Raw genomic sequence first — 24,681 nt, forward strand, 5'->3', positions numbered from 1 at the left:
AGGGTTATGACAGCGCCATATGTCGCTTGCTGAACTCATACTTAGTCTGATCGTCGCTGGCGGCGGCGGCGCAGCTATCGCAATAGGCGTGGTCCGATCATTTGGAGAGAGGTGGTTAGACAGCAAATTTGCTGGCAGACTTCAGGACTTGCGTCACGAGCATGAGCGCCAAATGGAACTTGTAAAATTGAATAGTTCACAGTCGTTTGACCGCTACTCGAGGCTTAGCGAACAGGAATTCGAGGCCACTTCCGAAGCCTGGTCGTTGGTAACAGACGCATATGTGAGAACCATGTCCGCCTTGCCCGGTTTTCGGCGGTCAGATGACTTCTCTAGATTGTCAGATGACTTGGCGCGTATCGTTTGCAAGAATTACGATTTCGAAGAATGGGAGACCGGCGAACTGTTGCAGAAGGCCCAACAAGATCGGAACTCCTATTTTAACCAGCGCAGAACGATGCATGAAATTCGCGACGCAAAGGTTGCGATTGGCAAGGCGAACAGTCACTTGGATCGCAAGGCGCTTTTTCTTGAACGAGAATTGCATCGGCAGCTGAGCGAGTTCATCGATTGGGCATGGAAAGCGATTGTCGCATGGGATGTTGTCAGGGAAGCTCGAGGTGGTGGTCCTGAAGCACTCGATGGTATTGAACGACACGACAACGAATTCCGGCAAAACGCTGAAGCGCGAATAAAGGAGCTTGAGAATATCGTGCGCGGTAGGTTTTGGCCAAACGCAGAGGACGAGAACGCGCTACCGGCTGTGTAACTTTTTGACAGCCGACGCGAACGGCCTTGCAAGATCATTTATGTTTCCGCAACGCTCGCTGGACAACAGATTCGTGCCGGCCTCACTATGAGCGGACGGAACTAATTTTCACCGACTGAGACCAATTCGCGCCTGCATTAAGTGAAAGAGAAACATTAGATGTCAGACTACGATTTCGACCTATTCACCATCGGCGCAGGCTCCGGTGGTGTCCGCGCATCGCGGGTTGCTGCGGCGCATGGCGCGAAAGTCGCTGTCGCGGAGGAGTACCGGGTGGGCGGCACCTGTGTCATTCGCGGGTGTGTGCCCAAGAAGATGCTCGTTTACGGCGCGCATTTTGCCGAAGATCTGGAAGACGCGCGGGAATTTGGCTGGGATCTGGAAGAACCGAAATTCGATTGGGTCCGGCTGCGCGATACGGTTTTGGGCGATGTGGACCGGCTCAACGGCCTCTACACCGAAACGCTGGAAAACCACGACGTCACGATCTTCCACGAGCGCGCCGAGATTTCCGGCCCGCACGAGCTGACATTGGCCAGCGGCAAGGTCGTGACCGCGAAATATATCCTGATCGCCACCGGTGCAGAGCCGGCGCGGCTCGAATTTCCGGGCAGCGATCTGGCGATTACTTCGAACGAGGCGTTTCATCTCGACGAAGTGCCCAAGCGGATATTGATTGCCGGCGGCGGTTATATCGCCAACGAGTTTGCAGGTATTTTCAACGAATTCGGCAGCAAGGTCTGCCTCGTCAATCGCGGCGATCAATTGCTGCGCAGCTATGACGAGGGCTTGCGCGACCGATTGCTGCAAATCAGCCTGATGAAGGGGATCAATTTCGCCTTCAACACCACTTTCAAATCGATCACCAAGAATGACGATGGCACGCTGCATGTCGAGCTGAACGGTGCGGACGATATGGACGTTGACGTGGTAATGTTCGCGACCGGTCGCAATCCCAACGTCAAGGGGCTGGGGCTCGATACGGTCGGGGTAGAGCAGGGCACGATTGGCGAAATACTGGTCGATGAATATTCGAAAACCAATGTCGATCATATCTATGCGGTGGGCGATGTGACCAACCGGGTGCAGCTGACTCCGGTGGCGATCCGCGAAGGGCAGGCTTTTGCCGATACGGTGTTCAACGATGATCCGAAAACGGTCAGCTATGATTGCATCCCCAGCGCGGTGTTCAGCCATCCACCGATTGCCGCAGTGGGCATGACCGAAGGCGAGGCGCGCAACAAGCTGGGCAATATCAAGGTGTACCAGTCCGATTTCCGGCCGATGAAGAATGTTGTCGCGGGCCGGAACGAGCGCGGGCTCTACAAAATGATCGTCGATGCCGCGAATGACAAGGTTGTCGGCATCCATATGATCGGGCCGGAATCGGCAGAGATTATGCAGGGTTTCGCGGTGGCGGTGAAAGCGGGTCTGACCAAGGCCGATTTCGATGCGACAACCGCGATCCATCCGTCGATGGCGGAGGAGCTGGTGCTGCTGAAGTAGGGAAGCGAAGAGATGGAACTTGCAGGCAAAGTGGTCCTCCTGACCGGAGGGAGCGCCGGAATCGGGCGCGAGATGGCGTGGCAGATGAAAGCCAAGGGCGCTGTGGTGGTCGTGACCGGGCGCAACGAGGAACGGCTGGAGGCGATGCGCAAGGACGGCTTTGTCGCGGTTGCGGCGGATCTTTCTTCCGCAGCTGGCGTCGATGCGCTGCTCGATGTCTGGGGCGACCGCGAGCTTGACGTGCTGGTCAACAATGCGGGGCAGGGCGTCGATCATGATTTCCGTGAGAGCAAACCCGATCCCGACGCAGCCGATGATTGCATCTACGCCAATTTCAACGCGCCGATCCGGCTGATCACCGCACTGCTACCCCGGCTGCACAAGCGGCCACAGGCGGCGATCGTCAATGTCACTAGCGGGCTGGCGATTGCCCCGCGCGCGGGCAGCCCGGTCTATTGCGCGACCAAGGCCGGATTGCGCAGCTATACACAGGCGCTGCGGGCGCAGGTTGGCGGGGTGAATTTCCAGGTGATCGAAGCGCTTCCCCCGGTGGTCGACACGCAAATGACTGCGGATCGCAAGAACAAGAAGATGCCTCCGCAAGAATGCGCGCGGCAGATTATCGATGCGATCGAGAACAACAAGGACGAAGCAAATGTGGGAATGGTGAAAGTGCTCAAGCACGTTCATTCGGTGTCCCCCGCGATTGCCCGCAAGGTGATGCTGAGATTCTAAAGAAAGACGAATAGCATCAAAAAATTTACGTAAAACATAAATTATCTATTGCGAATCGGGAATCGTCCTGTCATTGGGCCTTCAACAGAGTTTGGAGGAAACAATGACTGCGATTTGGACGAAACGGTTTGTGAACACCTTGTTGGTGCTGGTCGCCATCGCCGCGCTGGCCGCGGTAATCCAGGCGGCGGGATCAATCGCCGATGGCAAGTTCCACATGGTCAGCTATCCCGCATCGAGCGAGAATATCCGAATGGAGCCACTCGGCGGCGAAAGCGCCTGGTGGCAGATGCAGGCGGGCACCGTGCGGGTCGATGATCACAGCTGGCTTCGCGCGGCGCGGCTTGTGGGGCGGCTGGCCGGATTGGCCTTGCTCGCGGGGATGTTCTGGCAATTGCGCGGGTTGCTCGTCCGGATTGCCGAAGGCGATGTGTTCAGCGATGCCAATGTCGCGGCGCTGAAGCGGGTCGGCAAGCTGCTGATCGCCACCAGCGTGCTTTCGATTTCGATCACTTTCATGACCCAATATGCGATCCTGGAGGCGATCCCCGACATGGCAGAGCGCGCAATCCACCCCTCGATCAGCTGGAACGTAAAGGGTGTCGAGAATATCTGGATGGAATACACCCCGCCGATCATTCCGGTATTGCTCGCGATGATCAGCTTCATCACCGCCGGCGCGTTCCAGTCGGGCAAGAATTACCGCGAAGATAGCGAGAGTGTTGTCTGATGCCGATCATAACCAATCTCGATGTGATGATGGCCAAGCGGAAGGTCAGCTTGAAAGAGCTGGCCGACCGCATCGGCATTTCCAACACCAATCTCTCGCTGCTCAAAACCGGCAAGGTGCAGGGCATTCGTTACCGCACGCTCGACGCGATTTGTAAGGAACTCGATTGCCAGCCGGGTGATATTCTGGAGTATCGCGCCGATGATGATTGAGAATTGGTGACGATGCGGCCCCCCGGCAATTGACGCCACGCTGTCCTTTGTGCCACGCGCATTTGCATAAAAATACACGGAATTCAGGGACACTGCATGTCAGCCAATATCGCCGAAATGGAAAAACGCCGCGAAGCCGCCCGTATGGGTGGCGGCCAGAAGCGGATTGATGGCCAGCACGCCAAGGGCAAACTGACCGCGCGCGAACGGCTCGATGTGCTGCTCGACGAAGGAAGTTTCGAAGAAACCGACATGTATGTCGAGCATGACTGCCAGGATTTCGGCATGGCGGAACAGAAAGTTCCCGGTGACGGCGTGGTCTGTGGCAGCGGCACGATCAATGGCCGTCTGGTCTATGTTTACAGCCAGGATTTCACCGTCTTCGGCGGCTCGCTGTCCAAACGCCATGCGGAAAAAATCTGCAAAGTGATGGAAACCGCGATGAAAAATGGCGCGCCTGTCATTGGCCTCAATGACAGCGGCGGCGCACGGATTCAGGAAGGCGTGGCGTCGCTTGGCGGCTATGCCGATGTGTTCCAGCGCAATGTTCTGGCGAGCGGCGTTGTCCCGCAGATCAGCCTGATCATGGGCCCCTGCGCGGGCGGGGCGGTTTATTCCCCCGCGATGACCGACTTCATCTTTATGGTGAAGGACAGTTCCTATATGTTCGTCACCGGGCCGGACGTGGTCAAAACCGTGACCAACGAAGTCGTCACGCAAGAGGAACTGGGCGGGGCGGTCACGCACACAACCAAGACCAGTGTCGCCGATCTGGCGTTCGAGAATGATATCGAAACGCTGCTCGCGACGCGCGATTTCTTCGATTATCTGCCGCTATCTAACCGCGAAGAAGTACCGCAGCGCCCCACCGCCGATCCGTTCGATCGCGAAGAACCCAGCCTCGACACGCTGATCCCCGACAATGCCAACCAGCCTTACGATATGCACGAAGTCATCCGTAAGACGCTGGATGAAGGCGATTTCTTTGAAGTTCAACCGGCGCATGCGGGCAATATCATTTGCGGCTTTGGCCGGGTAGAAGGACGCACCGTGGGCGTGGTCGCGAACCAGCCGATGGTGCTGGCGGGCGTGCTCGATATCAATGCGTCCAAAAAAGCCGCGCGCTTTGTGCGGTTCTGCGATGCGTTTGAAATCCCGATTGTGACCTTTGTCGACGTTCCCGGCTTCCTGCCCGGCACCGCGCAAGAGCATAACGGCATCATCAAACACGGCGCGAAATTGCTGTTCGCCTATGCCGAGGCGACCGTGCCCAAAATCACCATCATCACCCGCAAGGCCTATGGCGGCGCCTATGATGTGATGGCGAGTAAACACCTTCGCGGCGACCTCAACTACGCCTGGCCAACCGCCGAAATCGCGGTGATGGGCGCGAAAGGCGCGGTGGAGATTATCTTCCGCAAAGACATCGGCGACCCCGACAAAATCGCCGAGCGGACAAAGGAATATGAAGACCGCTTCGCCAACCCCTTCGTGGCGGCACAGCGCGGCTATATCGACGATGTGATCTACCCGCACTCGACGCGGAGGCGGGTCGCGCTGGGGCTAAGGAAGTTGCGGAACAAGCAGCTCGAGAATCCGTGGAAGAAGCATGATAATATTCCGTTGTGATGGATACTGTTGACGCCTTTGGATACTTCTGGTCAGCGATGGTCGTCATTATGACGATTGTTTCTGTCGCTTGGGGTATCAACGATCTCAAGACGGGTAGCGCCCGCCTACATCTGATGGGTTTCGGAAATCGTGTCGATCGCGATAAGGAACCATTTGAATTTTGGTTTGCCGTAGGATCAAAGTTCATGATGCTCCCAGTTGGTATATTCATGCTTTGGTTCGCATCCGACTTTTTTTGGAAGTAAGTAAAATGAAACTAGGCCGCCTCAACCATATCGGCGTGGCTACGCCCTCAATCGCTGGGTCAATCGCCTATTATCGCGATATAATGGGCGCGGTCAGCATTACCGAGCCGTTCGACCTGCCCGAACAGGGCGTGAAGGTTTGCTTCGTCGATACGCCCGATTCCAATGGCGAAGTGGGCAAAGGCACGCAGATCGAATTGATCGAGCCGTTTGATGAAAGCTCTCCGATCAATGGTTTCCTCGCCAAAAATCCTGCGGGCGGGCAGCATCATCTTTGCTACGAGGTTGAGGATATTGCGGCGGCGCGCGAGTGGTTTGAGGGGCAGGGCAAACGCATCCTTGGCCCCACGCGGATCGGGGCGCATGGCACGCCGATCTTTTTCCTCCACCCCAAGGATATGATGGGCCAGCTGACCGAAATCATGGAAACACCCAAGGGCGAACACTAGCCAAGCGCGTCGTCCCGGCGAAGGCTGGGATCGTTTTCCACCAGCGCCTTGATCTGTGAGCGATCCCAGCCTCCGCTGGGATGACGATGGGCAATGGACGCAGCGCGTCGTAACGGACTTGCTAAGGCGGCCCCGTCGCCGCTAGGTCAGTCGCAAAGAACAACCTTTGGGAGATTCCTGTGAGCTTTGAAACTATCCTGGTCGAACGCGACGGCCCATTGATGACGATCACGCTCAACCGGCCAGACCGGCTGAACGCGATGCCGCCGCAAATGGCGGACGAGATTGGCGAGGCGTTTTACGATCTGGGTGATGCGCGCGCGGTGCTGATTACCGGCGCGGGCAAGGGTTTCTGTTCTGGCGCCGATCTGGCCGCGCGCGGCGAAGGCAATGCGCTGACCAGCAAAGGCGGCAGCCATCGGGCGCTGCAAAACCATTATAATCCGGCGATCAGCCAGGTCATGCGCGCGCCGGTTCCGGTGATTTGCGCGGTTAATGGCCCCGCGGCGGGCGTGGGTTGTTCGCTCGCTCTGGCGGCAGATTTTACCATTGCCAGCGACAGCGCATACTTCCTGCAGGCATTCGTCAATATCGGGCTGGTTCCCGATGGCGGATCGACATGGCTGCTGGCGCGCGCAATAGGCCGCGCGCGGGCCACGCGGATGATGATGCTGGGCGAGAAAATCGGCGCTGCGCAGGCAGAGGAATGGGGCCTGATCTACAAATCGGTCGCCGCCGATGCGCTGATGGACGAAGCGAAAGCGCTGGCAGACAAGCTCGCCAACGGTCCGACACTGGCGATCCGGACGATGAAGGAAAACATCGCACTGGCGTTGGATGGAACTTTGCAACAAGTGTTTGTGGGCGAAGCCGAAGGACAACGGCTCGCCGGCGCCAGCGAAGACGCGATGGAGGGCGGAATGGCCTTCCTCCAGAAGCGCAAAGCCGCGTTCAAGGGGAAGTAGGCGGCAAACCTCAAAATCCGTTCGTGCTGAGCTTGTCGAAGCACTGCATTTTTTCTAGCGGTTTGCTGAAAGTGAAGTGCAGCCCTTCGACAAGCTCAGGGCGAACGGGTATTAGGACCTATGACCGACAAACCAACCGTTTCCGACTGGCAGACCCTCGCGGACCAAGAATCCAAAGGCCGCGATCTCACCAAAGAAATGCCAGAAGGCTTTGCCGTAAAGCCGCTCTACACGCAGGAAGATTCTTCAGATCCCGGCCTGCCCGGTTTTGCCCCATTCACCCGCGGGGTGAAGGCCACGATGTATGCGGGGCGACCGTGGACCATCCGGCAATATGCGGGCTTTTCTACCGCAGAGGAATCAAACGCGTTCTATCGCCGCAATCTGGCGGCGGGTCAGAAAGGCCTGTCGGTCGCTTTCGATCTGGCGACGCATCGCGGTTACGATTCCGATCACCCGCGCGTGGTTGGCGATGTCGGCAAGGCAGGCGTGGCGATTGACACGGTCGAGGATATGCAGATCCTGTTCGACCAGATCCCGCTGGAAACAATGTCGGTCAGCATGACGATGAACGGCGCGGTGATCCCCGTTCTGGCGTTCTATATCGTCGCAGGTGAAGAGCAGGGCGTTTCCACCGAGCAGCTTAGCGGGACGATCCAGAACGATATTCTCAAAGAGTTCATGGTCCGCAACACCTATATCTATCCGCCCGCGCCGAGCATGCGGATCATTTCCGATATCATCGGATATACCTCTGCCAACATGCCGAAATTCAATAGCATTTCGATCAGCGGCTATCACATGCACGAGGCCGGGGCGACGGCGGTGCAGGAACTCGCCTTCACCATCGCCGACGGCAAGGAATATGTGCAAAGCGCAATGGCGACGGGGCTCGATATCGATGCCTTTGCCGGGCGGCTCAGCTTCTTTTTCGGTATCGGCATGAATTTCTTCATGGAGATCGCCAAACTGCGCGCCGCGCGGACATTGTGGTATCGCGTGATGGACGGGCTGGGCGCCCAGTCCGAACGCAGCAAAATGCTGCGCACACATTGCCAGACATCGGGCGTGAGCTTGCAAGAGCAGGACCCGTACAACAACGTTATCCGCACCACGGTGGAGGCGATGGCGGCAACACTCGGTGGCACGCAGTCGCTCCACACCAACGCGCTCGATGAAGCGATTGCCCTGCCGACCGATTTCAGCGCCCGCATCGCGCGCAACACGCAGCTGGTGTTGCAGGAAGAAAGCGGCATCACCAATGTCGTCGATCCGCTGGGCGGCAGCTATTACATCGAAGCGCTGACCGCGAAGCTGGTCGAGGAAGCCGAAGCGCTGATGGCTGAAGTCGATGCAGCGGGCGGAATGACCAAATATGTCGACAGCGGCGCGCCCAAAGCGGCGATCGAACGTGCGGCGGCAGAAAAGCAAACCAGCGTCGACAAGGGCGAAACTGTGATTGTGGGCGTCAACAAATATCGCCTGTCCGAAGAGGAACAGATCGAGACGCTGGAAGTGGACAACCACAAGGTCCGCACCGGCCAGATCGCGCGGCTCAAGAAGAACCGTGAAAACCGCGATGAAGATGCGTGTCAGGCGGCGCTGGCTGCCTTGACCGAGGGTGCGAAAGGCGATGGCAATCTGCTGGCGCTTGCTGTTGACGCCGCACGCCAACGCGCTTCGCTGGGTGAAATTTCCAAAGCGATGGAAGATGTATTCGGCCGCTATGACACCACCCCGACGCCTGTGAAGGGCGTCTACAAAAGCGCTTACGAGTTTGACCAGCGCTGGGCGCAGATCATCGACGGGGTCGAAGCTGTCGAACGCCGACTTGGTCGCAAGCCCAAAATTATGGTCGCAAAGATGGGGCAAGACGGCCACGATCGCGGCGCGAATGTGATCGCGAGTGCCTTCACCGATATGGGGTTCGAAGTCGTCTCCGGCCCGTTGTTCCAGACGCCGCAGGAAACGCTCGAAATGGCGCTGGAGCACAATGTCGATGCCATCGGCGCAAGCTCGCTTGCCGCGGGCCACAAAACGCTGATCCCCGAACTGATCGACCTGCTCAAAGGCGCGGGCCGCAGCGATATCAAAGTCGTCGCGGGCGGTGTGATCCCGCCGCAGGACTATGATTTCCTCCGCGATGCCGGCGTGCAGGGCATATACGGCCCCGGCTCCAACGTGATCGAATGCGGCGCGGATATGCTGCGCCTGCTCGGCCACAATATGCCGCCCGCGGGTGAGGAACTGGAGGCGGCGGAGTGAGGCTGCTTGTCGCATTGGTTGCCGGGGCATTGTTGGCCGCTCCCGCGCTTGCGAGCGAGCCTGCAACATCTGATCCAGAACCGATCACGATCGGCGAAGCCTATGCGATGGAAACGCATGACGCGGCGCGGCAGATCAATGTGGTTTTGCCGCGCGGTTATGAGAAGGATGAGGGCACCTATCCGATCATCGTGATGCTGGACGGCGGCAGGTCACAGGATTTCTTCCTCGCGCTCGGGATAGAGCAATGGAACCAGCTTTGGGGGCGCAGCCAGCCGGCGATTTTTGTTGGCGTCGAAACGGTTGATCGCCAGCGCGAATTGCTGCCGCCAACAGAAACTGCGGAAGAGGCAGAACGCTATCCCACGGCGGGAGAAGCGGATGCGTTCCGGTCTTGGCTGTTGGACGAAGTGCTGCCCATGATCAGGGCAAGATACCGCGACAACGGACGCGCGATACTCGTCGGCGAAAGCGCGGCGGGCCATTTCGTTGCCGAAACCTGGGTGAAACATCCCGCCAGTTTCGATGGTTACGCGGCCCTTTCACCGAGCTTGCAATGGAATAACCAGTCACTGTCGCGCGAACTGGGCAAATTTGACCGCCCCGCGCGCCCGCCGCTGTTTATCTCGCTGGCGGATGAGGGCGGCGCAACCGAAGAGGGCGCGCTGCGCTTTGTCGCTCAGGCAAAGGGGCAAATGTGCTTCGCCGACCGGCGAAGCAGCCATGTCCACCACGCCAATTCGCTGCATCAGCTGCTACCGCAGGCATTGCAGTTTCTGTTACCGACCGAAGCCGACTGGCTCGAGGAATATGGCCTCACCGTCGACTGTAACAAGGATTAGTGAGCAACCGCATGACCCAAATCCGTACTGACTGGACCCGCGAAGAGATCGCGGATCTGTTCAACCTCCCGTTCACCGAACTGTTGTTCCAGGCGGCATCGGTTCACCGCGAGAACCATGCTCCCGATCAGGTGCAGCTGTGCACTCTGCTGTCGATCAAGACCGGCGGTTGTCCGGAGGATTGCGGATATTGCTCGCAATCGGTGAAGGCTGACTCCGGCGTCGAGGCAACCAAGCTGATGGATGTGCAGGCGGTGCTGCAATCGGCGGCGCAGGCGAAGGATCATGGCAGTCAGCGTTTCTGCATGGGCGCGGCGTGGCGTAATCCCAAGGACCGCGACATGCCCGCGATTGTCGAGATCGTGAAGGGCGTGCGCGAAATGGGGCTGGAAACCTGCATGACGCTGGGGATGTTGACGCCCAAACAGGCCGATATGCTCGCCGAAGCGGGGCTCGATTATTACAATCACAATATCGACAGCAGCCCCGAATATTACGAGCGCGTGATCACCACGCGGACGATGGATGAGCGGCTCGATACGCTGGAAAATGTCCGCAATTCGGGCATTAATGTGTGCAGCGGCGGGATTATCGGCATGGGCGAAACACGCGAAGATCGCGTGGGCTTTGTCCACACGCTGGCGACGCTGGAGCAGCATCCCGAAAGCGTGCCGGTCAACGCGCTGGTCCCGGTAAAGGGCACGGTGCTGGGCGATATGCTGCACGACACGCCGCTCGCGAAAATCGACGATATCGAGTTTGTCCGCACTGTTGCGGTTGCTCGGATCACCATGCCGATGAGCATGGTCCGTCTGTCGGCAGGGCGCGAAAGCATGAGCGATGCGACGCAGGCGCTGTGCTTTATGGCGGGCGCGAATTCGATATTCACGGGCGACAAATTGCTCACTGCGCCCAATGCGGGTGACGACAGCGATGCGGCTTTGTTCGATCGTCTCGGGATGACTGCTTTGCAAGGTGAGGAGCCGATGAGAGCATGCAAAGTGGCCGAGCCAGCGGAGTGAGATTTTTGTGCCCGTCATCCCAGCGAAGGCTGGGATCGGTTTCCACAAAGCGCAAGATTGCGAGCGATCCCAGCCTTCGCTGGGATGACGACAATTCGTGACCCTCGGTTTCTCTGTCAACGAATTGCTCCCTAAGGCGCGCGGTGGTGGGCAGTTGAAAATGGGGCTGGTGAAGCTGTCCGAGGGAGAATGGCTTCAACCGGATCCTGATGTCGCGGCGCGCGCACAAGCGTTCGCCGATCACCCTGAAGGCATCCAGCTTTCCCCAAAAGGCGAAGCAGCGGCAGAAGAACTGGCCGCAATGCTCGGCGTGGCAGGCGGGCTTCCCGGTGCGGCCAAGGCGCATCACGAGGATATGTGCCTGCTCACGCGAGAGCGAGGCGAAGACATTTACCGCCTTGCCGGTGCGGCGGTGGCTTACCCAACCGATTGGCATCCGAAAGACAAGATGGGCCTGCCGCTGGCCGCGATGCATGCGCCGATACAGGGCTATCAGGAGCAGCTTGCCAGCGGGGTCGACTATTTCATGGCGAAGCTGAGGCCGGGCAAAATCTTCGGCCGCTGCAACTGGTTTATCGCGCCGACCCCCGAACTGCGCTGGATCGCGGATGCGCCGCCAGAGATCGCTTTTGGCAAAGTAACGGCGCAAAATGCGGGCGAGACTTTGTACGTCCGCAGCGAACGCCAGACCTTGCGGCGATTGCCAGAGACCGGCGCGATCCTGTTCACCATCGGCGTCTATGTCGCGCCGCTGGGGGCCTTGTCGCCTGCAAATGTTGCGACACTGGGCAATGCCGTCAAACGGCTCTTGGCGGGCGAGGGCGATCGCCGCGGATCGCCGTTTTACGCAAAATCGTTGATCGAATTTGCCGAAACCGTGTAGATTGGCAGCGGGAGATCAGACCATGATAGTAACAGCCATTGCAATGATCGCCGCCGCGATACCGCCGGTGCCCGAATGGAATTGCGATGATCCGCAAGTGCAACAGGAAATGAACTGGTGCGCCAATCAGGAATATCTGGAAGCCGATGCGGCGCTCAATGCGCAATGGAAAAAGACTGCTGCGGTGATGAAGTTGCGCGACGAGAATTTTGAAAGCACAAGCGACGATCGGCCCGGCTATTTCGATACGCTTCTGGCTGCGCAGCGCGCCTGGCTTACATATCGCGATACGCATTGCCGTTCCGAAGGATATTATGCGCGCGGCGGATCGCTCGAACCGCTTCTGGTAGCCACTTGCAAAACGGAGTTGACCGAGGGGCGCACGGCACAACTTGCGGCTCTGGTTGAGATTTGATCGGGCGCCGCGCGCCTTTGGCCGCCGCATTGGCCGCTGCCATTTTGCTGGGCAATTCGACCGGCGCTTTCGCCTGTTCCTTCAGCTGGAAAGAGGGCTTCTCTCCGGAAGAAATAAAGCAGCGTGAAGACGTTCGCAAAGTGACCGGCACAATCGAAATTGGCGAGTTGCAAGGCAGCGCTGACGAGAATGGCGAGCTGTGGGAAGGCACGATTTTTTCCCGCATCACAACTCTCCGTGGGACCGGATGGGAAACGTGGCAGAACTTCCATCGCGTTTCGCTCGATTGCGGTGCCTATCGCAAACCACTTGCCAACGGGCGCGGAATCTTCTGGATTTCTCGCCAAAAGATTGACGGCAGGTATGAAATCCTGCTGTGGGAAGGCGAGTATTCCCGCAATTCACAATCCAAGAGCAGCCAATAAATGTTCAAGAAAATTCTGATTGCCAATCGCGGCGAGATCGCTTGCCGTGTTATCAAGACTGCGCGCCGGATGGGGATTGCGACAGTCGCGGTTTACTCTGACGCAGATGCGCGTGCACCCTTTGTGAAGATGGCGGATGAAGCGGTCCATATCGGGCCTGCTCCTGCAGCGGAAAGCTATCTGATCGCGGACAAGATCATCGCCGCGTGCAAGCAAACCGGCGCGCAGGCTGTGCATCCCGGCTATGGCTTCCTGTCAGAGCGGGCGAGCTTTGTCGAAGAGCTGGAAAAGAATGACATCGCCTTTATCGGCCCGCCAACGGGCGCGATTTCGGCGATGGGTGACAAGATTGAATCCAAGAAGCTTGCGAAAGAAGCGGGCGTCAATGTCGTCCCGGGCTTCGTCGGCGAAATCAAAGATACCGATCACGCGGTGCAGATTTCGGACGATATCGGTTATCCGGTGATGATGAAGGCCAGCGCGGGCGGCGGCGGCAAGGGCATGCGGCTTGCGTGGTCTGAGAAAGACGTGCGCGAAGGCTTCGAAGCGACCAAGCGCGAAGGGCTGAACAGCTTCGGCGATGACCGCGTATTCATCGAGAAATTTATCGAGAACCCGCGCCATATCGAAATCCAGATTCTGGGCGATAAGCACGGCAATGTCATTTACCTCAACGAACGCGAATGCAGCATCCAGCGGCGCCACCAGAAAGTTGTCGAGGAAGCGCCTTCGCCTTTCGTCACGCCGAAAATGCGTGAAAGCATGGGCAAGCAATGCGTCGCGCTGTCAAAGGCGGTCGATTATCACAGCGCAGGTACGGTGGAGCTGATCGTCAGCGGTGCCGATCCGAGCGGAGAGAGTTTCTACTTCCTCGAAATGAACACACGTTTGCAGGTGGAACATCCGGTCACCGAAGCGATCACCGGCGTCGATCTGGTCGAACAGATGATCCGCGTTGCTGCGGGTGAAGAGCTGACAATCAAGCAGGAAGACGTGAAAATCGATGGCTGGGCGATCGAGAACCGCGTCTACGCCGAAGACCCTTATCGCGGTTTCCTGCCATCCACCGGCCGCCTCGTGCATTACCAGCCGCCAGTCGAACCATGGGCCGATGACGGCGCGGAAAACGGGCGGCGCGGTGTCGAGGGTATCCGGGTCGATGATGGTGTTTATGAAGGCGGCGAAGTGTCGATGTTTTACGACCCGATGATCGCCAAGCTGATCACCTGGGGCGAAACGCGCGACGAAGCCGCCGATCTGCAAATCCAGGCGCTCGACGCGTTCCGGATCGAAGGGCTGGGCCACAATGTCGATTTCCTCAGCGCGATCATGCAGCATGAACGCTTCCGCAGCGGTGAATTGACCACCGGATTTATCGCAGAGGAATATCCCGAAGGGTTCGAAGGCGCGGCAACCTCTGACCATCTGCTGCGCAATCTGGCGGCGGTTGGCGGGGTGCTGGCGACAATCGATGCAGACCGCGCGCGGCGCATCGATCAACAGCTGAACGGTTCAATCTACCCCACGGGCGATTGGAGCATCCGGATCGGCGAGCGGGACTATGCCGTATCGCTCGAAGAAGAAGCGATCACTGTAGATGGCGCGATCCTGCCGCTCGATATGGAATATACGCCCGGCGACCGGATGATTGATGTGGAAGTTGGCGATGATGACCTGACAATGCAGATATCCAAGACGCGCACCGGCTATGCCATCACCACCCGCGGGGCGACGCATTCGCTGCGGATATTGCCCGCGCATGTCGCGCATCTGGCCGAGCATATGATCGAGAAAGTCCCGCCCGATCTCAGCAAGTTCCTGATCTGCCCGATGCCGGGCCTGCTGGTCAAACTGCATGTCGAGGAGGGCGAGGAAGTCCAGCCCGGACAGCCGCTGGCGACGGTCGAAGCGATGAAGATGGAGAATATCCTGCGCGCAGAGAAGGCCGGTACAATAGCCAAGATCAACGCCGATCAGGGTGAAAGTCTTGCGGTGGACGCCATTATACTAGAACTTGAGTAACCGAAAATTACTTCCATGTGACATCAAGTTACATTGTTTACAAAAAAGCAGTTAACATTGCAGTCTTTGCGCTGGCGTTCCGGTGAAAAGAGGCCAATTCTATGCGCCTAGGAGGTGCATATGGCACATCAAGGGCTTGGATTCTTCAATGCCAAGGGTCAGTATTTCAAGACCCCTGACGAGGCGACCGCTAGCGATCTCTCGTCAATGCTGGGCAAGATCGGCGAGGGCGACAGTCTGGCCCCCGGCATCGCGTTGATGCTGCTTGAAAAGCGCGCGGAGATCGAACGGATCTTTGCCGAGCATGACGAAATGGTGGCCGAACGCACCGCGCATGAGGCGAAACTTTCTGGTGATGCCGATAATGTCACCGCCTTGCCGGGAGTTGATCGAAGCGAGGCAAGTTAGCTAGACCGGTTCCCTGATCATTCGGGAGGGAATCGTGCCATTACCAATAACGGCAACCGTTGCGGCCATCTGCGGCCTGCTGCTTCTTATCACGGCAATCATGACCGTACGCCAGCGTTTCAGGCTTGGCGTAGCGTTCGGCGATGCAAGCGATCAGGCGCTGATTTCGGCGAGCCGATCGCATGCCAATCTGGCCGAACATGCGCCCATAGTGCTGATTATGTTGGGCCTACTCGAGAATGGTGAAGCCAGCTCGACTGCGCTGATGGTGATCGGCGGGGCATTCGTTGCAGGACGGGTGGCGCATATTATCGGGCTTCATGGCAAGATCGAACCCGGCAAACCACCGCTCGCGCGCCAGATCGGCGTGATTGTCACATGGCTGACGCTGCTGGCACTGGCGGTGATGATCCTTCTCGGCGTGTTCGCGTGACGGGCACAGAAAGCGCTTAGGATGCATGTCAATCACAGCGCAGACGCGCCGGCCGAAGCCGAAATCACTTTCGATGAATTTTTAAAAGTCGATATCCGTATCGGCACAATCATCCATGCCGAAGAGTTTCCCGAAGCGCGCAATCCCGCTTTCAAGCTGCAGATTGATTTCGGCGAAACGATCGGGGTGAAGAAAAGCTGCGCGCAGATTGTCACGAACTATCCGATTGACGAGCTGCCCGGCCGGCAAGTCGCGGCGGTCGTCAATTTCCCGCCGCGCCAGATCGGCCCGGCCATGTCCGAAGTGCTGACTTTGGGCTTTGCCGACGGGCAGGGCGAAGTGGTGCTGTTCGCGCCCGATGTGAAAGTCCCCAACGGTTCGCGGCTGTTTTAACTGTCCACCATCGCCACGGCTCTGATCCATCCGGCGCTGGCATTTTCGATTTTTACTGGGAAGCAGCTGACGGTGAAGCCGTGATCGGGCAGCGCGTCCAGATTGGTGAGTTTTTCGATCTGGTAATAGGGATTGATCCGGCCTGCCTTATGGCCTTCCCAGATGATCTTGGGATCGCGTTTTTCGGCCCATCGCCGCGCGGTGTGGCTGAACGGCGCGTCCCAGCTCCACGCATCGGTGCCGACGACTTCAATGCCGCGTTCGGTCAGGTAAAGCGTCGCTTCTTCGCCTAGGCCAACGCCTTGGTCGGTGAAATTCTCGGCCCCGTACACCGCGCCCGATTGGACGAGCACAATATCGAGCGGCTGCAATTCATAGCCGATCCGCGCAAGTTCGGCTTCGACTTCGGCGGCGGTAACAACATGGCCGTGCGGCAAATGTGAAAAGTTGAGCCGGACGCCCGGGCGCAGAAACCGGTCGAGCGGTGCTTCATCGATGCTCGGCGCCTTTCTTGCGCCGCTATCCGTCGTCGAATGGTAATGCCACGGCGCATCCATATGCGTGCCATTATGCGTCGAGAGTTCGAGCATTTCGACCGCCCACCCTTCGCCATCGGGCAAATCGTCTTTCTCCAGCCCGGGAAAGAACATCGCGATCTGTTCCCAGCTGCTCTCATGCGTCACATATTCGATTTTCGGACGCATGACTTCGGGGTCTGAAATCACATCATTGGTGATCGGAATCGACAGGTCTATATAGCGGGTCATGCTGCGCAGCATCGGCCGCACAAGGGCAGAGGTCAATCGCCTTTCAATTGCCCATCAAGAAATGCGGCAACATCATCCAGCGACACGTCATGGTCCAAAAATGCTGCACCTATGCTGCGCAGCAAAATAAACGGCAGCGTGCCTGCATCCATCTTCTTGTCATGCCGCATATGGTCGACGAGTTTTGCGCCATCGCAGCCCATGTCGAGCGATGCGATCCCGGTGCGCAGGCCGGCCGAGGAAATTGCCTTGGCAACACGGTCCGCATCATCGCTTTCGAGCAATCCCTTGCGCACCGAATAGCGCGCCGCGAGCACCATCCCGAGCGCCACGCCTTCACCGTGCAGCAGCGTGTCCGAGTAACCGGTTTCCGCCTCCAACGCATGCCCGAAAGTATGGCCGAGATTCAGCAAAGCGCGCGTTCCGCTGGTCTCGCGCTCATCCTCCGCAACGATGCGCGCTTTGGCGGCCACGCTGCGCGAAACGGCCTCTTCAACAACGGCATGGTCGTGCTCGATAACGCGCTTGCCATTGCTTTCGCACCAATCGAAAAACGCCGCATCGCCAAGTATGCCGTATTTGATCACCTCGGCATATCCGGCCAGCATCTCGCGTTCGGGCAGAGTGGTAAGCGTTTGGGTATCGGCCAGAACCAGCGAGGGTTGATGGAAAGCCCCGATCAGGTTTTTGCCCGCCGATGTGTTGATCGCGGTTTTTCCGCCAACCGATGAATCGACCTGTGACAGCAGAGTGGTGGGCAATTGCACAAATCCGCAGCCGCGCTTTGTCACCGCGCAGGCAAAGCCGGTCAGATCGCCGACCACCCCGCCGCCAAGCGCAAACACATTGTCGCCACGCTCAACGCCTTGCTGCAAAAGCCAGTCGGTGAGTTTCTGCAATTCACCCCAGCTTTTCGACGCTTCGCCCGGCTCGACAAAATACCACGCTGCGGTATGCCCCGCTGCAGCCAGCGATGTTTCTAGCCGACTGCCATGATGTGCATGCGCGTTGCGGTCTGCGACAATCGGAACTACCGATTTGCGCATGAAACCTTTTGCCAGCTCACCGGCATTGTCGAGCAATCCGGCGCAAACATGCACGGCATACGATCGCCCGCCCAATTCAACCGGAATTACAGCCATCGATCTATCGCCTCTATAATTGCCATTGCGGTTTCGTGATGCGGACCATTTTCGCTGCCCACCCTGATCGGCGCTTGCGAATAAAACGGTTTGCGCTCTTCGTGAAGGCGCGAGAGGATTTCGTGCGGGTCGCCATCGCGCAGCAATGGCCGCGTGTCGCGCCGGCCGGTCCGCTCTACCAATATATCGATTTCGCAATCGATCCACACCGCGATGGCCGTGTCGAGGATCAATTTGCGCGTTTGGTCATTGACGAAAGCGCCGCCGCCGGTGGCAATCACGCCGGTCTGTTCTTCCATCATCCGCGCGATCACGCGTCGCTCGCCATCGCGGAAATATGCCTCGCCATATTGTTCGAAAATCTCGCCAATGCTGAGCTGCGCAGCGTCCTCGATCTCTTCATCCGCATCGGCAAATTCCTTGCCCAGCATTACCGCCAGCCTGCGGCCGACGGTGGACTTGCCCGTACCCATCAATCCGACCAGCACCACCGGCCGATCGATCCGCTCTGCAATCGCAGCGATAGCCGCTTCGTCCAGGCGATTACCATGCGCACTATCTTTTGGGGTTTGGGCTGCATCATCCATTGCCGCCCCGCCTATAGATGGGCTAGGCGAGGTGCAACATTGGTTCTGTAGAGGCGCGTAAAGTTTGCTTATGTCCGAGAGACGGCCAGAAGATGGCTCAGATAAACGGGCGGGGCGCGGGAAGCGAATAGGTCTGATAGTGGTTGCGAGTGTTTTTGCGGTACTGGGAATCGCGTGGTTTCACGGGGGCGAAGAGTCTCTGCGGCCAATGGTTGAACCTGTTGCCATTCCGGAAGGTGTGCGATGATTTCTGCGAAGAAATACCGGCTGCTTGTCGGCGGTGCAGCTCTGGCATTGTGCTCGACATTGGTGCTGGCGCAGGATGCGCCCGAATCTCTGCTCCCGCCGGGATTTGACGATCCGGCACCTGCTCCGACCCCGGCACCGGCCCCGACAGCAAGGCCGACCCGCGCGCCCGCCAATCCGGCACCCGCATCGCCAAGCGGCGGCGGATCGCCGACTGTACAGCCGATCCCCAGCGGCCCGTCAGTGGGGGCGGCACCATCTGCGCCGGTCGGTAATCTTCCCTCGCTGGACGATCTGGAAAATCTCGACCTTGATGAACTGGATGAATTGCTGGGCCTGAAACCCACTTCCGATATTCCACCGGCGGCGCGGCGTTCGCTTGCGCAAGTCGGCCTGCTTTCGCGGGCAGAAGGCGGATTGCCGATGGCGTCGCTTGCCAACCAGCCTGCATCGATTGTGCGCGCTTCGCTTGGCGGGATCCGCGGGCCAATGGTTTCGCGGTGGGGCCACATCATGATGCGCCGCGCGCTGGCCAGCAGGCTGGCTGCACCTTCGGGCATGAACCCGGTCGAATTTGCTGCGCTTCGGGCGCAGGCACTCAACCGTATGGGTGAATTCCGTGCGGCGCGCGCCATCGTGCAGGATGTCGATACCGGCAATTGGAATGATCCCCTGCTCGATGCAGCGCTGGATGCCTATATCGGTACGGCCGACATCGTTGGCGCATGCCCGGCGGTTACGCTGAGCACCGGTGACCGGGACGATCCGCAATGGGATTTGTGGAAGTCGATCTGTTACGCGTTCACGGGGCAGACCGCGCGCGCGCGGGGCAATCTCAATTCCGCGCTCAGCAAGGAAATCGCGCCGCAGATCGATATCCTGCTGGCGCAGCGTTATGCCCGCGCGGCAGGCGGGCAGGGTGCGGTCAATCTTGAATGGGACGGCGTCGATGAATTGACCCCGTGGCGCTTTGCTCTGGCGACCGCTCTGGGGGCGGAGATACCAGAGGCGCTGCGCGATCGCGCCGGGCCATATTACCAGAAAGTCGCGGCGGTCGCGCCGATGTTGCCGCTCAGCCAAAAGATTGGCGGGGCCGATCTGGCCGGCGGTCAGGGAATACTCTCGTCAGCGGCGATGGTCGATCTGTACAGCCAGGTGATGGCAGAAGGCGGCGCGGGCGATGCCGCTGCGCTGACCGCCTCGCGATTGCGCGAAGCCTATGTCGCGGTGGAATCAGCAGACCGGATGGCCGCCATTCGCGATCTGTGGGGCGGTGAGCAGCGCGATTATGGCCGGATGGTGCTAACCGCCTATGCCGCGGCGCGGATCGCCCCGAGCGAGGAAATGGCGGATGAGGCACCCGATCTGATTGCATCGATGCTGACCGCCGGGCTCGATGCGGATGCGCTGACATGGGCGCCCTATGCTCCGCAAGGCGGAGAGGCATGGGCGCTGCTGGTGCTGGCGCAGCCGGAACGGCAAAATCCGGTCTCCGAAGCGCAGCTGGAAGATTTCATCGGCGATGACGAGAGCGAAGGGCAGCGCAAATCGCAGTTCCTGGTTGCGGGCCTTGCCGGGCTGGGCCGACTGGATGGTGCCGCGCGCGACGAAGCGGTTGAATCGCTGGGCATGGATATCGGCACCGGGACCAAATGGAGCCGGTTGATTGCGAAAGCGGCCGATGTGAACAATCCCGCGCTGGTGGCCTATCTTGCCGGTGTGGGGATGCAGGGAAGCGGGTGGGACAAGATGACACCGCGCCATCTCTATCACATTGTTTCCGCGCTCAACCGGACGGGAATGACCGCCGAAGCGCGCATGATCGCGGCTGAGGCGGTCGCGCGCGGTTGATTTTTCCGCTGACGCCCGGAGGATAGCCATGTCCGCCGCGACCGAAGATTTTCTCGCCATGCTCGCCGCCGAACGCGGGGCTGCGGCCAATACGCTGGCCGCCTATCGCCGCGATCTTGAGGGGGCAGAGGGCATTATCGGTGATCTTGCCTCTGCCGGTTCGGATCAGTTGGCCAAGCTGGGGCCGGCATGGTCGGATCTGGCGCCGTCATCGCTCGCGCGCAAGTCGTCGACTTTGCGCCAGTTTTACGGTTTTCTGATCGACGAAGGGCTGCGGCAGGATGATCCGAGTTCCGCTCTGCCGCGCCCGCAAACGCGGCGGCCTTTGCCGAAAATCCTCTCGCATGAACAGGTTACCGCTCTGTTCGACCGGGCAGAGCTGGAGGCGCAAACTGATAAACCCGCCGCCATTCGCCTGCTGACTTTGCTGGAACTTCTCTATGGATCGGGACTGCGCGCGACCGAGCTGGTTTCTCTGCCGCTATCGGCGGTGCCGCGCGATGCGCCTTTCTTGACGGTCACGGGCAAGGGCGGCGCGGCGCGCATGGTGCCTGTCAGCGGGCGGGCCAAACAGGCTTTGTCACGCTGGATCGCGGTGCGCCCTGATGCGGCGAAATATCTGTTCCCCTCGCGCGGCAAGCATCTAACCCGCATCCGGCTGTATCAATTGCTCAAGGAAATCGCGGTGCGGGCGGATATTCCACCCGAAAAAGTCAGCCCGCATGTTTTGCGTCATGCCTTCGCCACGCATTTGCTCGAGGGCGGGGCGGACTTGCGGGTTTTGCAGACTTTGCTCGGCCATGCGGACATTGCGACCACGCAGATTTATACCCATGTCGACAGTGCGCGCTTGGTCGCGCTGGTCAATGAACGGCATCCGCTCGCCAAATCGCGCGGCTGAGCCGACCACCCCCGCACACACAAAACTTGCCCATGATTGAACTTAGGACTAGCGCAAAATTATGATTTCTTATCTCGAATTCGAGAAGCCGGTCGCCAAGCTTGAAGCCCGCATCGCCGAACTGCGCACTGCCGCAGACGGCGACGATGTCGATATTTCCAAAGAGCTGGAGCGGCTTGAGGTCAAAAGCGCTGACCTGCTAGCCAGCACCTATGCGTCCCTGACCCCGTGGCAAAAGGCGCAAGTCGCGCGCCACCCGTCGCGCCCGCATTTCACCGATTTCGTCGATCTTATTTTTGATGATTTCATCCCGCTGGGCGGTGATCGCAATTTTGGCGATGATGAGGCGATTCTGGGCGGTTTCGCGCGCTTGGACGGGCGGAAAGTCGTTCTGATCGGCCACGAAAAAGGCAACGATACCGAAAGCCGCATCCGCCACAATTTCGGCATGGGCAAACCCGAAGGGTACCGCAAAGCGATTCGCCTGATGCAGCTTGCCGGCCGGTTCAATCTGCCGGTGGTCACGCTGGTCGATACATCGGGCGCCTTCCCGGGGATCGAGGCCGAAGAACGCGGCCAGGCAGAGGCGATTGCCCGTTCGACAGAAGCCTGTCTGGCGCTGCCGACTCCGATGGTGGCGACGATTGTGGGCGAGGGCGGGTCGGGCGGCGCGGTTGCGCTGGCCAGCGCGGAACGCGTGCTGATGCTCGAACATGCGGTTTATTCGGTGATTTCGCCCGAAGGCTGTGCCTCGATCCTGTGGCGCACCGCCGAAAAAGCGCCCGATGCGGCAGAGGCCATGCGGATCACCGCGCAGCATCTCAAGAAGCTGGGCGTTATTGACCGGATCGTGAAAGAGCCGGTGGGCGGGGCGCATCGCGATCCCGCGGCTGTAGCACAGAATTTGGGCAAGGCGATCGGGCAAGAGCTCGACGCATTGGCAAAACTCTCTTCAGACGAAGTGCGCCGCATGCGCGAGGAACGTTTCCTGCAAATCGGCGTTAGCTAAGAGACTGAAACTACAGGTCTGACCGGCGCCGGTAAATTTGTGCAAACGGCACTTTTGCGCTTATTGTCGCGCGGTTAGACATTGAAATTGCCGCCCGCAACGGGCGCGACTGCCACTTCGGAGAGAATACATGGCCACCATGAAGACGTTTGCTTTGGCTTCAACTGCAACACTCAGCCTGGCTTTGACCGCCTGTATGGGCGGCGAAATACCCAGCGCGTCGGCTCCGATTACGCAGCAGGAAGCCGCGCAAGGGGCTGAATTCCACCCGCAATTGCTGCAGGAATTTGGCGGGACCTATCAGGGTCCGCAGGCCGCCTATGTCGAATCGGTAGGCAAGAATATCGCCGTGCAATCGGGCCTCGGCAATGCGCGTAGTTCATTCACCGTGTCTTTGCTCAACAGCTCGGTGAACAACGCTTTCGCGGTGCCCGGCGGGTATATCTATTCCACGCGGCAATTGGTCGCGCTGATGAATAACGAAGCCGAATTGGCGGGCGTGCTGGGCCACGAGGTTGGCCATGTCGCGGCGCGCCATTCGCAGCGCCGTCAATCCGCCGCGCAGCAGAACCAGATCCTGGGCGTGCTCGGTGCGGTTATTTCCGGAGCGGTGCTGGGTGACAGCCAGATCGGCAACACGTTGTCGCGCGGCTTCCTGCAGGGATCGCAACTGCTCACCTTGCGCTTTTCACGCAAGCAGGAGCTTCAGGCAGACGATCTTGGCATCGAATATCTGACAAAGGCTGGATATGATCCGCGCGCCATGAGCACCGTGCTGGCCAGCCTTGCAGCACAAAATTCTCTCGACGCGCAATTGCAGGGCCGCGGCAATGCCTCGATTCCCGCATGGGCATCGACGCACCCCGATCCGGCAAGCCGCGTTCGCACCGCGCTGGAGAAAGCCGGCGCAGGAACGGGGACCACCAATCGCGACACGTTCCTGACGCGGATTGACGGGATGTTGTATGGCGATGACCCGAAGCAGGGCGTGATCGAAGGCAACCGCTTTATCCATCCCGATCTGCGGCTGTCCTTCACCGCGCCGCAGGGCTTTTACATGGTCAATGGCACGCGCGCCGTTTCGATCAACGGGCAAAGCGGCAAAGCGCAAATGAGCATGGGCCCGTATAACGGCAATCTGGATAGCTATGTCCGGTCTGTGTTTACCGCTTTGGGCGGGGAGCAGCAGCAATTGGCGCCAACGTCTGTCCAGCGCACAACCACCAACGGCTTGCCAACCGCATTCGGTTCGGCGCGGGTCAATAATGGCAACAGCCAGGTCGATATTGTCGTCTACGCATACGAGTTTTCGAACAATCAGGCGTTCCATTTCGCAACGATCAGCCCGGCAGGCCGGTCGAGCACTTTCGACCCGATGTTCCGTTCAATGCGCCGCATTTCGCAAAGCGAAGCCAACGCCATTGTGCCGCGTGTCATTGATGTCGTGACGGTCCGGCGCGGCGACACAATCCAGTCGCTGTCAAACCGGATGGCATACGATACTGGCAAGGTAGAACGGTTCCGCGTGCTCAATGCACTGGGAACGAATGACCAATTGCAAGCGGGGCAGAAGGTTAAGCTGGTCGTTCGCGGGCGGTGATACATTTGTTTTTCGCTCACGCATCCGCGTGAGCGTCCTCGGCGCTAGTCCCTCCGCTGCGCTGCGGAGCGTCTGCGGGCGCGCGGTCGCGCTTGCGGTCCGTCCTGCGGCGGACCGGACTGCACTACGTCAACGACATTCGTTCTGAACCTTGGTCGCGGCAGCCATAGGGCCACGCGGCCCGCCCGCAGCGAAGCGACCGTCAGGGAGCGAAAGCGAGGAAATCG

Annotated in this window: 26 protein-coding genes; 23 read left to right on the forward strand and 3 right to left on the reverse strand. The window is 59.1% G+C overall.

The features are described 5' to 3' along the window. Positions 1–19: 19 nt before the first annotated feature. The 19 genes from GRI41_RS04300 to GRI41_RS04390 all read left to right on the forward strand — a co-directional run bounded on the left by GRI41_RS04300 (position 20) and on the right by GRI41_RS04390 (position 16,351). On the forward strand, positions 20–769 hold the full coding sequence (locus tag GRI41_RS04300; protein WP_160603525.1) for a hypothetical protein: 750 nt from the start codon (positions 20–22) through the stop codon (positions 767–769). A gap of 159 nt (positions 770–928) precedes the next feature. Continuing rightward, a complete protein-coding gene (gene gor / locus GRI41_RS04305) occupies positions 929–2,275 on the forward strand; it encodes a glutathione-disulfide reductase (RefSeq protein ID WP_160603526.1) in 1,347 nt (448 codons plus the stop codon). A 12-nt stretch (positions 2,276–2,287) separates the two neighbouring features. Continuing rightward, positions 2,288–3,010 carry an SDR family oxidoreductase gene (locus GRI41_RS04310; RefSeq protein WP_160603527.1) on the forward strand — a complete coding sequence of 241 codons (723 nt, stop codon included), beginning with the start codon at positions 2,288–2,290 and terminating at the stop codon, positions 3,008–3,010. Positions 3,011–3,113: 103 nt separating this feature from the next. Further along, positions 3,114–3,740, forward strand: coding sequence for a DUF2975 domain-containing protein (locus GRI41_RS04315; RefSeq protein WP_160603528.1), 627 nt, complete (start codon positions 3,114–3,116; stop codon positions 3,738–3,740). Further along, positions 3,740–3,952 carry a helix-turn-helix domain-containing protein gene (locus tag GRI41_RS04320; protein WP_160603529.1) on the forward strand — a complete coding sequence of 71 codons (213 nt, stop codon included), beginning with the start codon at positions 3,740–3,742 and terminating at the stop codon, positions 3,950–3,952. The genes GRI41_RS04315 and GRI41_RS04320 overlap by 1 nt, the downstream gene beginning before the upstream one ends. Positions 3,953–4,048: 96 nt before the next feature. Then, entirely contained in the window at positions 4,049–5,581 is a 1,533-nt protein-coding gene (locus tag GRI41_RS04325) for an acyl-CoA carboxylase subunit beta (RefSeq protein ID WP_160603530.1), read from the forward strand. Further along, positions 5,581–5,829, forward strand: coding sequence for a hypothetical protein (locus GRI41_RS04330; RefSeq protein WP_160603531.1), 249 nt, complete (start codon positions 5,581–5,583; stop codon positions 5,827–5,829). The genes GRI41_RS04325 and GRI41_RS04330 overlap by 1 nt, the downstream gene beginning before the upstream one ends. Before the next feature lie 5 nt (positions 5,830–5,834). Next, positions 5,835–6,278: a methylmalonyl-CoA epimerase gene (mce, locus tag GRI41_RS04335; protein WP_160603532.1), complete on the forward strand. Its 444-nt coding sequence runs from the start codon at positions 5,835–5,837 to the stop codon at positions 6,276–6,278. Positions 6,279–6,457: 179 nt separating this feature from the next. Then, a complete protein-coding gene (locus GRI41_RS04340) occupies positions 6,458–7,243 on the forward strand; it encodes an enoyl-CoA hydratase-related protein (protein WP_328600511.1) in 786 nt (261 codons plus the stop codon). A 120-nt stretch (positions 7,244–7,363) separates the two neighbouring features. Further along, positions 7,364–9,508 carry a methylmalonyl-CoA mutase gene (gene scpA / locus GRI41_RS04345; RefSeq protein ID WP_160603533.1) on the forward strand — a complete coding sequence of 715 codons (2,145 nt, stop codon included), beginning with the start codon at positions 7,364–7,366 and terminating at the stop codon, positions 9,506–9,508. After that, positions 9,505–10,350: an alpha/beta hydrolase gene (locus tag GRI41_RS04350; protein ID WP_160603534.1), complete on the forward strand. Its 846-nt coding sequence runs from the start codon at positions 9,505–9,507 to the stop codon at positions 10,348–10,350. The genes scpA and GRI41_RS04350 overlap by 4 nt, the downstream gene beginning before the upstream one ends. An 11-nt stretch (positions 10,351–10,361) precedes the next feature. Continuing rightward, entirely contained in the window at positions 10,362–11,372 is a 1,011-nt protein-coding gene (bioB, locus tag GRI41_RS04355) for a biotin synthase BioB (RefSeq protein WP_160603535.1), read from the forward strand. Positions 11,373–11,469: 97 nt separating this feature from the next. Beyond that, positions 11,470–12,255 carry a heme-dependent oxidative N-demethylase family protein gene (locus tag GRI41_RS04360; RefSeq protein WP_160603536.1) on the forward strand — a complete coding sequence of 262 codons (786 nt, stop codon included), beginning with the start codon at positions 11,470–11,472 and terminating at the stop codon, positions 12,253–12,255. Between the two features lie 22 nt (positions 12,256–12,277). Next, entirely contained in the window at positions 12,278–12,670 is a 393-nt protein-coding gene (locus GRI41_RS04365) for a lysozyme inhibitor LprI family protein (protein WP_160603537.1), read from the forward strand. Next, positions 12,667–13,095 (forward strand): hypothetical protein, encoded by a 429-nt coding sequence (locus tag GRI41_RS04370; RefSeq protein ID WP_160603538.1) that lies wholly within the window; start codon positions 12,667–12,669, stop codon positions 13,093–13,095. Before GRI41_RS04365 ends, GRI41_RS04370 begins: the two co-directional genes overlap by 4 nt. Next, on the forward strand, positions 13,096–15,117 hold the full coding sequence (locus GRI41_RS04375) for an acetyl-CoA carboxylase biotin carboxylase subunit (protein ID WP_160603539.1): 2,022 nt from the start codon (positions 13,096–13,098) through the stop codon (positions 15,115–15,117). 120 nt (positions 15,118–15,237) lie between these two features. Next, entirely contained in the window at positions 15,238–15,525 is a 288-nt protein-coding gene (locus GRI41_RS04380) for a hypothetical protein (protein WP_160603540.1), read from the forward strand. A gap of 34 nt (positions 15,526–15,559) precedes the next feature. Beyond that, positions 15,560–15,958, forward strand: a complete 399-nt coding sequence (locus GRI41_RS04385) for an MAPEG family protein (protein WP_160603541.1) — start codon at positions 15,560–15,562, stop codon at positions 15,956–15,958. A gap of 21 nt (positions 15,959–15,979) precedes the next feature. After that, complete coding sequence (locus GRI41_RS04390) at positions 15,980–16,351, forward strand: tRNA-binding protein (protein WP_160603542.1); 372 nt, start codon at positions 15,980–15,982, stop codon at positions 16,349–16,351. Here the strand turns inward: GRI41_RS04390 and GRI41_RS04395 are convergent. Genes GRI41_RS04395 through GRI41_RS04405 form a run of 3 tightly spaced genes read right to left on the reverse strand, consistent with a single transcriptional unit; the run spans position 16,348 to position 18,847 of the window. Next, the gene (locus tag GRI41_RS04395) at positions 16,348–17,118 is read right to left on the reverse strand and encodes a cyclase family protein (protein WP_160603543.1); all 771 of its coding nucleotides are present in this window, start codon (positions 17,116–17,118) and stop codon (positions 16,348–16,350) included. The genes GRI41_RS04390 and GRI41_RS04395 overlap by 4 nt on opposite strands. Before the next feature lie 32 nt (positions 17,119–17,150). Beyond that, entirely contained in the window at positions 17,151–18,260 is a 1,110-nt protein-coding gene (gene aroB, locus GRI41_RS04400; protein WP_160603544.1) for a 3-dehydroquinate synthase, read from the reverse strand. After that, positions 18,251–18,847 carry a shikimate kinase gene (locus tag GRI41_RS04405; RefSeq protein WP_160603545.1) on the reverse strand — a complete coding sequence of 199 codons (597 nt, stop codon included), beginning with the start codon at positions 18,845–18,847 and terminating at the stop codon, positions 18,251–18,253. The genes aroB and GRI41_RS04405 overlap by 10 nt, the downstream gene beginning before the upstream one ends. Positions 18,848–19,090: 243 nt before the next feature. On the opposite strand from GRI41_RS04405, the gene GRI41_RS04410 reads away from it, so the two are divergent. The 4 genes from GRI41_RS04410 to GRI41_RS04425 all read left to right on the forward strand — a co-directional run bounded on the left by GRI41_RS04410 (position 19,091) and on the right by GRI41_RS04425 (position 24,454). Continuing rightward, positions 19,091–20,944, forward strand: a complete 1,854-nt coding sequence (locus GRI41_RS04410) for a hypothetical protein (RefSeq protein WP_202388652.1) — start codon at positions 19,091–19,093, stop codon at positions 20,942–20,944. A 28-nt stretch (positions 20,945–20,972) separates the two neighbouring features. After that, complete coding sequence (locus GRI41_RS04415; protein ID WP_160603546.1) at positions 20,973–21,845, forward strand: tyrosine recombinase; 873 nt, start codon at positions 20,973–20,975, stop codon at positions 21,843–21,845. Between the two features lie 61 nt (positions 21,846–21,906). Continuing rightward, a complete protein-coding gene (locus tag GRI41_RS04420) occupies positions 21,907–22,854 on the forward strand; it encodes an acetyl-CoA carboxylase carboxyltransferase subunit alpha (RefSeq protein ID WP_160603547.1) in 948 nt (315 codons plus the stop codon). Positions 22,855–22,984: 130 nt separating this feature from the next. Beyond that, positions 22,985–24,454 (forward strand): M48 family metalloprotease, encoded by a 1,470-nt coding sequence (locus GRI41_RS04425; RefSeq protein ID WP_160603548.1) that lies wholly within the window; start codon positions 22,985–22,987, stop codon positions 24,452–24,454. Positions 24,455–24,681 lie beyond the last annotated feature (227 nt).

The organism is Pontixanthobacter aquaemixtae (assembly GCF_009827395.1).
GTDB classification, from domain to species: domain Bacteria; phylum Pseudomonadota; class Alphaproteobacteria; order Sphingomonadales; family Sphingomonadaceae; genus Pontixanthobacter; species Pontixanthobacter aquaemixtae.

Coding starts and splice junctions, on each gene's coding strand:
- gor (WP_160603526.1), top strand. CDS start 929: ATGTCAGACTACGATTTCGACCTATTCACCATCGGCGCAGGCTCCGGT.
- aroB (WP_160603544.1), bottom strand. CDS start 18,260: ATGGCTGTAATTCCGGTTGAATTGGGCGGGCGATCGTATGCCGTGCAT.
- GRI41_RS04420 (WP_160603547.1), top strand. CDS start 21,907: ATGATTTCTTATCTCGAATTCGAGAAGCCGGTCGCCAAGCTTGAAGCC.
- GRI41_RS04325 (WP_160603530.1), top strand. CDS start 4,049: ATGTCAGCCAATATCGCCGAAATGGAAAAACGCCGCGAAGCCGCCCGT.
- GRI41_RS04410 (WP_202388652.1), top strand. CDS start 19,091: ATGATTTCTGCGAAGAAATACCGGCTGCTTGTCGGCGGTGCAGCTCTG.
- bioB (WP_160603535.1), top strand. CDS start 10,362: ATGACCCAAATCCGTACTGACTGGACCCGCGAAGAGATCGCGGATCTG.
- GRI41_RS04425 (WP_160603548.1), top strand. CDS start 22,985: ATGGCCACCATGAAGACGTTTGCTTTGGCTTCAACTGCAACACTCAGC.
- GRI41_RS04395 (WP_160603543.1), bottom strand. CDS start 17,118: ATGACCCGCTATATAGACCTGTCGATTCCGATCACCAATGATGTGATT.
- GRI41_RS04390 (WP_160603542.1), top strand. CDS start 15,980: ATGCATGTCAATCACAGCGCAGACGCGCCGGCCGAAGCCGAAATCACT.
- scpA (WP_160603533.1), top strand. CDS start 7,364: ATGACCGACAAACCAACCGTTTCCGACTGGCAGACCCTCGCGGACCAA.
- GRI41_RS04380 (WP_160603540.1), top strand. CDS start 15,238: ATGGCACATCAAGGGCTTGGATTCTTCAATGCCAAGGGTCAGTATTTC.
- GRI41_RS04375 (WP_160603539.1), top strand. CDS start 13,096: ATGTTCAAGAAAATTCTGATTGCCAATCGCGGCGAGATCGCTTGCCGT.
- GRI41_RS04365 (WP_160603537.1), top strand. CDS start 12,278: ATGATAGTAACAGCCATTGCAATGATCGCCGCCGCGATACCGCCGGTG.
- GRI41_RS04320 (WP_160603529.1), top strand. CDS start 3,740: ATGCCGATCATAACCAATCTCGATGTGATGATGGCCAAGCGGAAGGTC.
- GRI41_RS04310 (WP_160603527.1), top strand. CDS start 2,288: ATGGAACTTGCAGGCAAAGTGGTCCTCCTGACCGGAGGGAGCGCCGGA.
- GRI41_RS04315 (WP_160603528.1), top strand. CDS start 3,114: ATGACTGCGATTTGGACGAAACGGTTTGTGAACACCTTGTTGGTGCTG.
- GRI41_RS04300 (WP_160603525.1), top strand. CDS start 20: ATGTCGCTTGCTGAACTCATACTTAGTCTGATCGTCGCTGGCGGCGGC.
- mce (WP_160603532.1), top strand. CDS start 5,835: ATGAAACTAGGCCGCCTCAACCATATCGGCGTGGCTACGCCCTCAATC.
- GRI41_RS04405 (WP_160603545.1), bottom strand. CDS start 18,847: ATGGATGATGCAGCCCAAACCCCAAAAGATAGTGCGCATGGTAATCGC.
- GRI41_RS04330 (WP_160603531.1), top strand. CDS start 5,581: ATGGATACTGTTGACGCCTTTGGATACTTCTGGTCAGCGATGGTCGTC.
- GRI41_RS04415 (WP_160603546.1), top strand. CDS start 20,973: ATGTCCGCCGCGACCGAAGATTTTCTCGCCATGCTCGCCGCCGAACGC.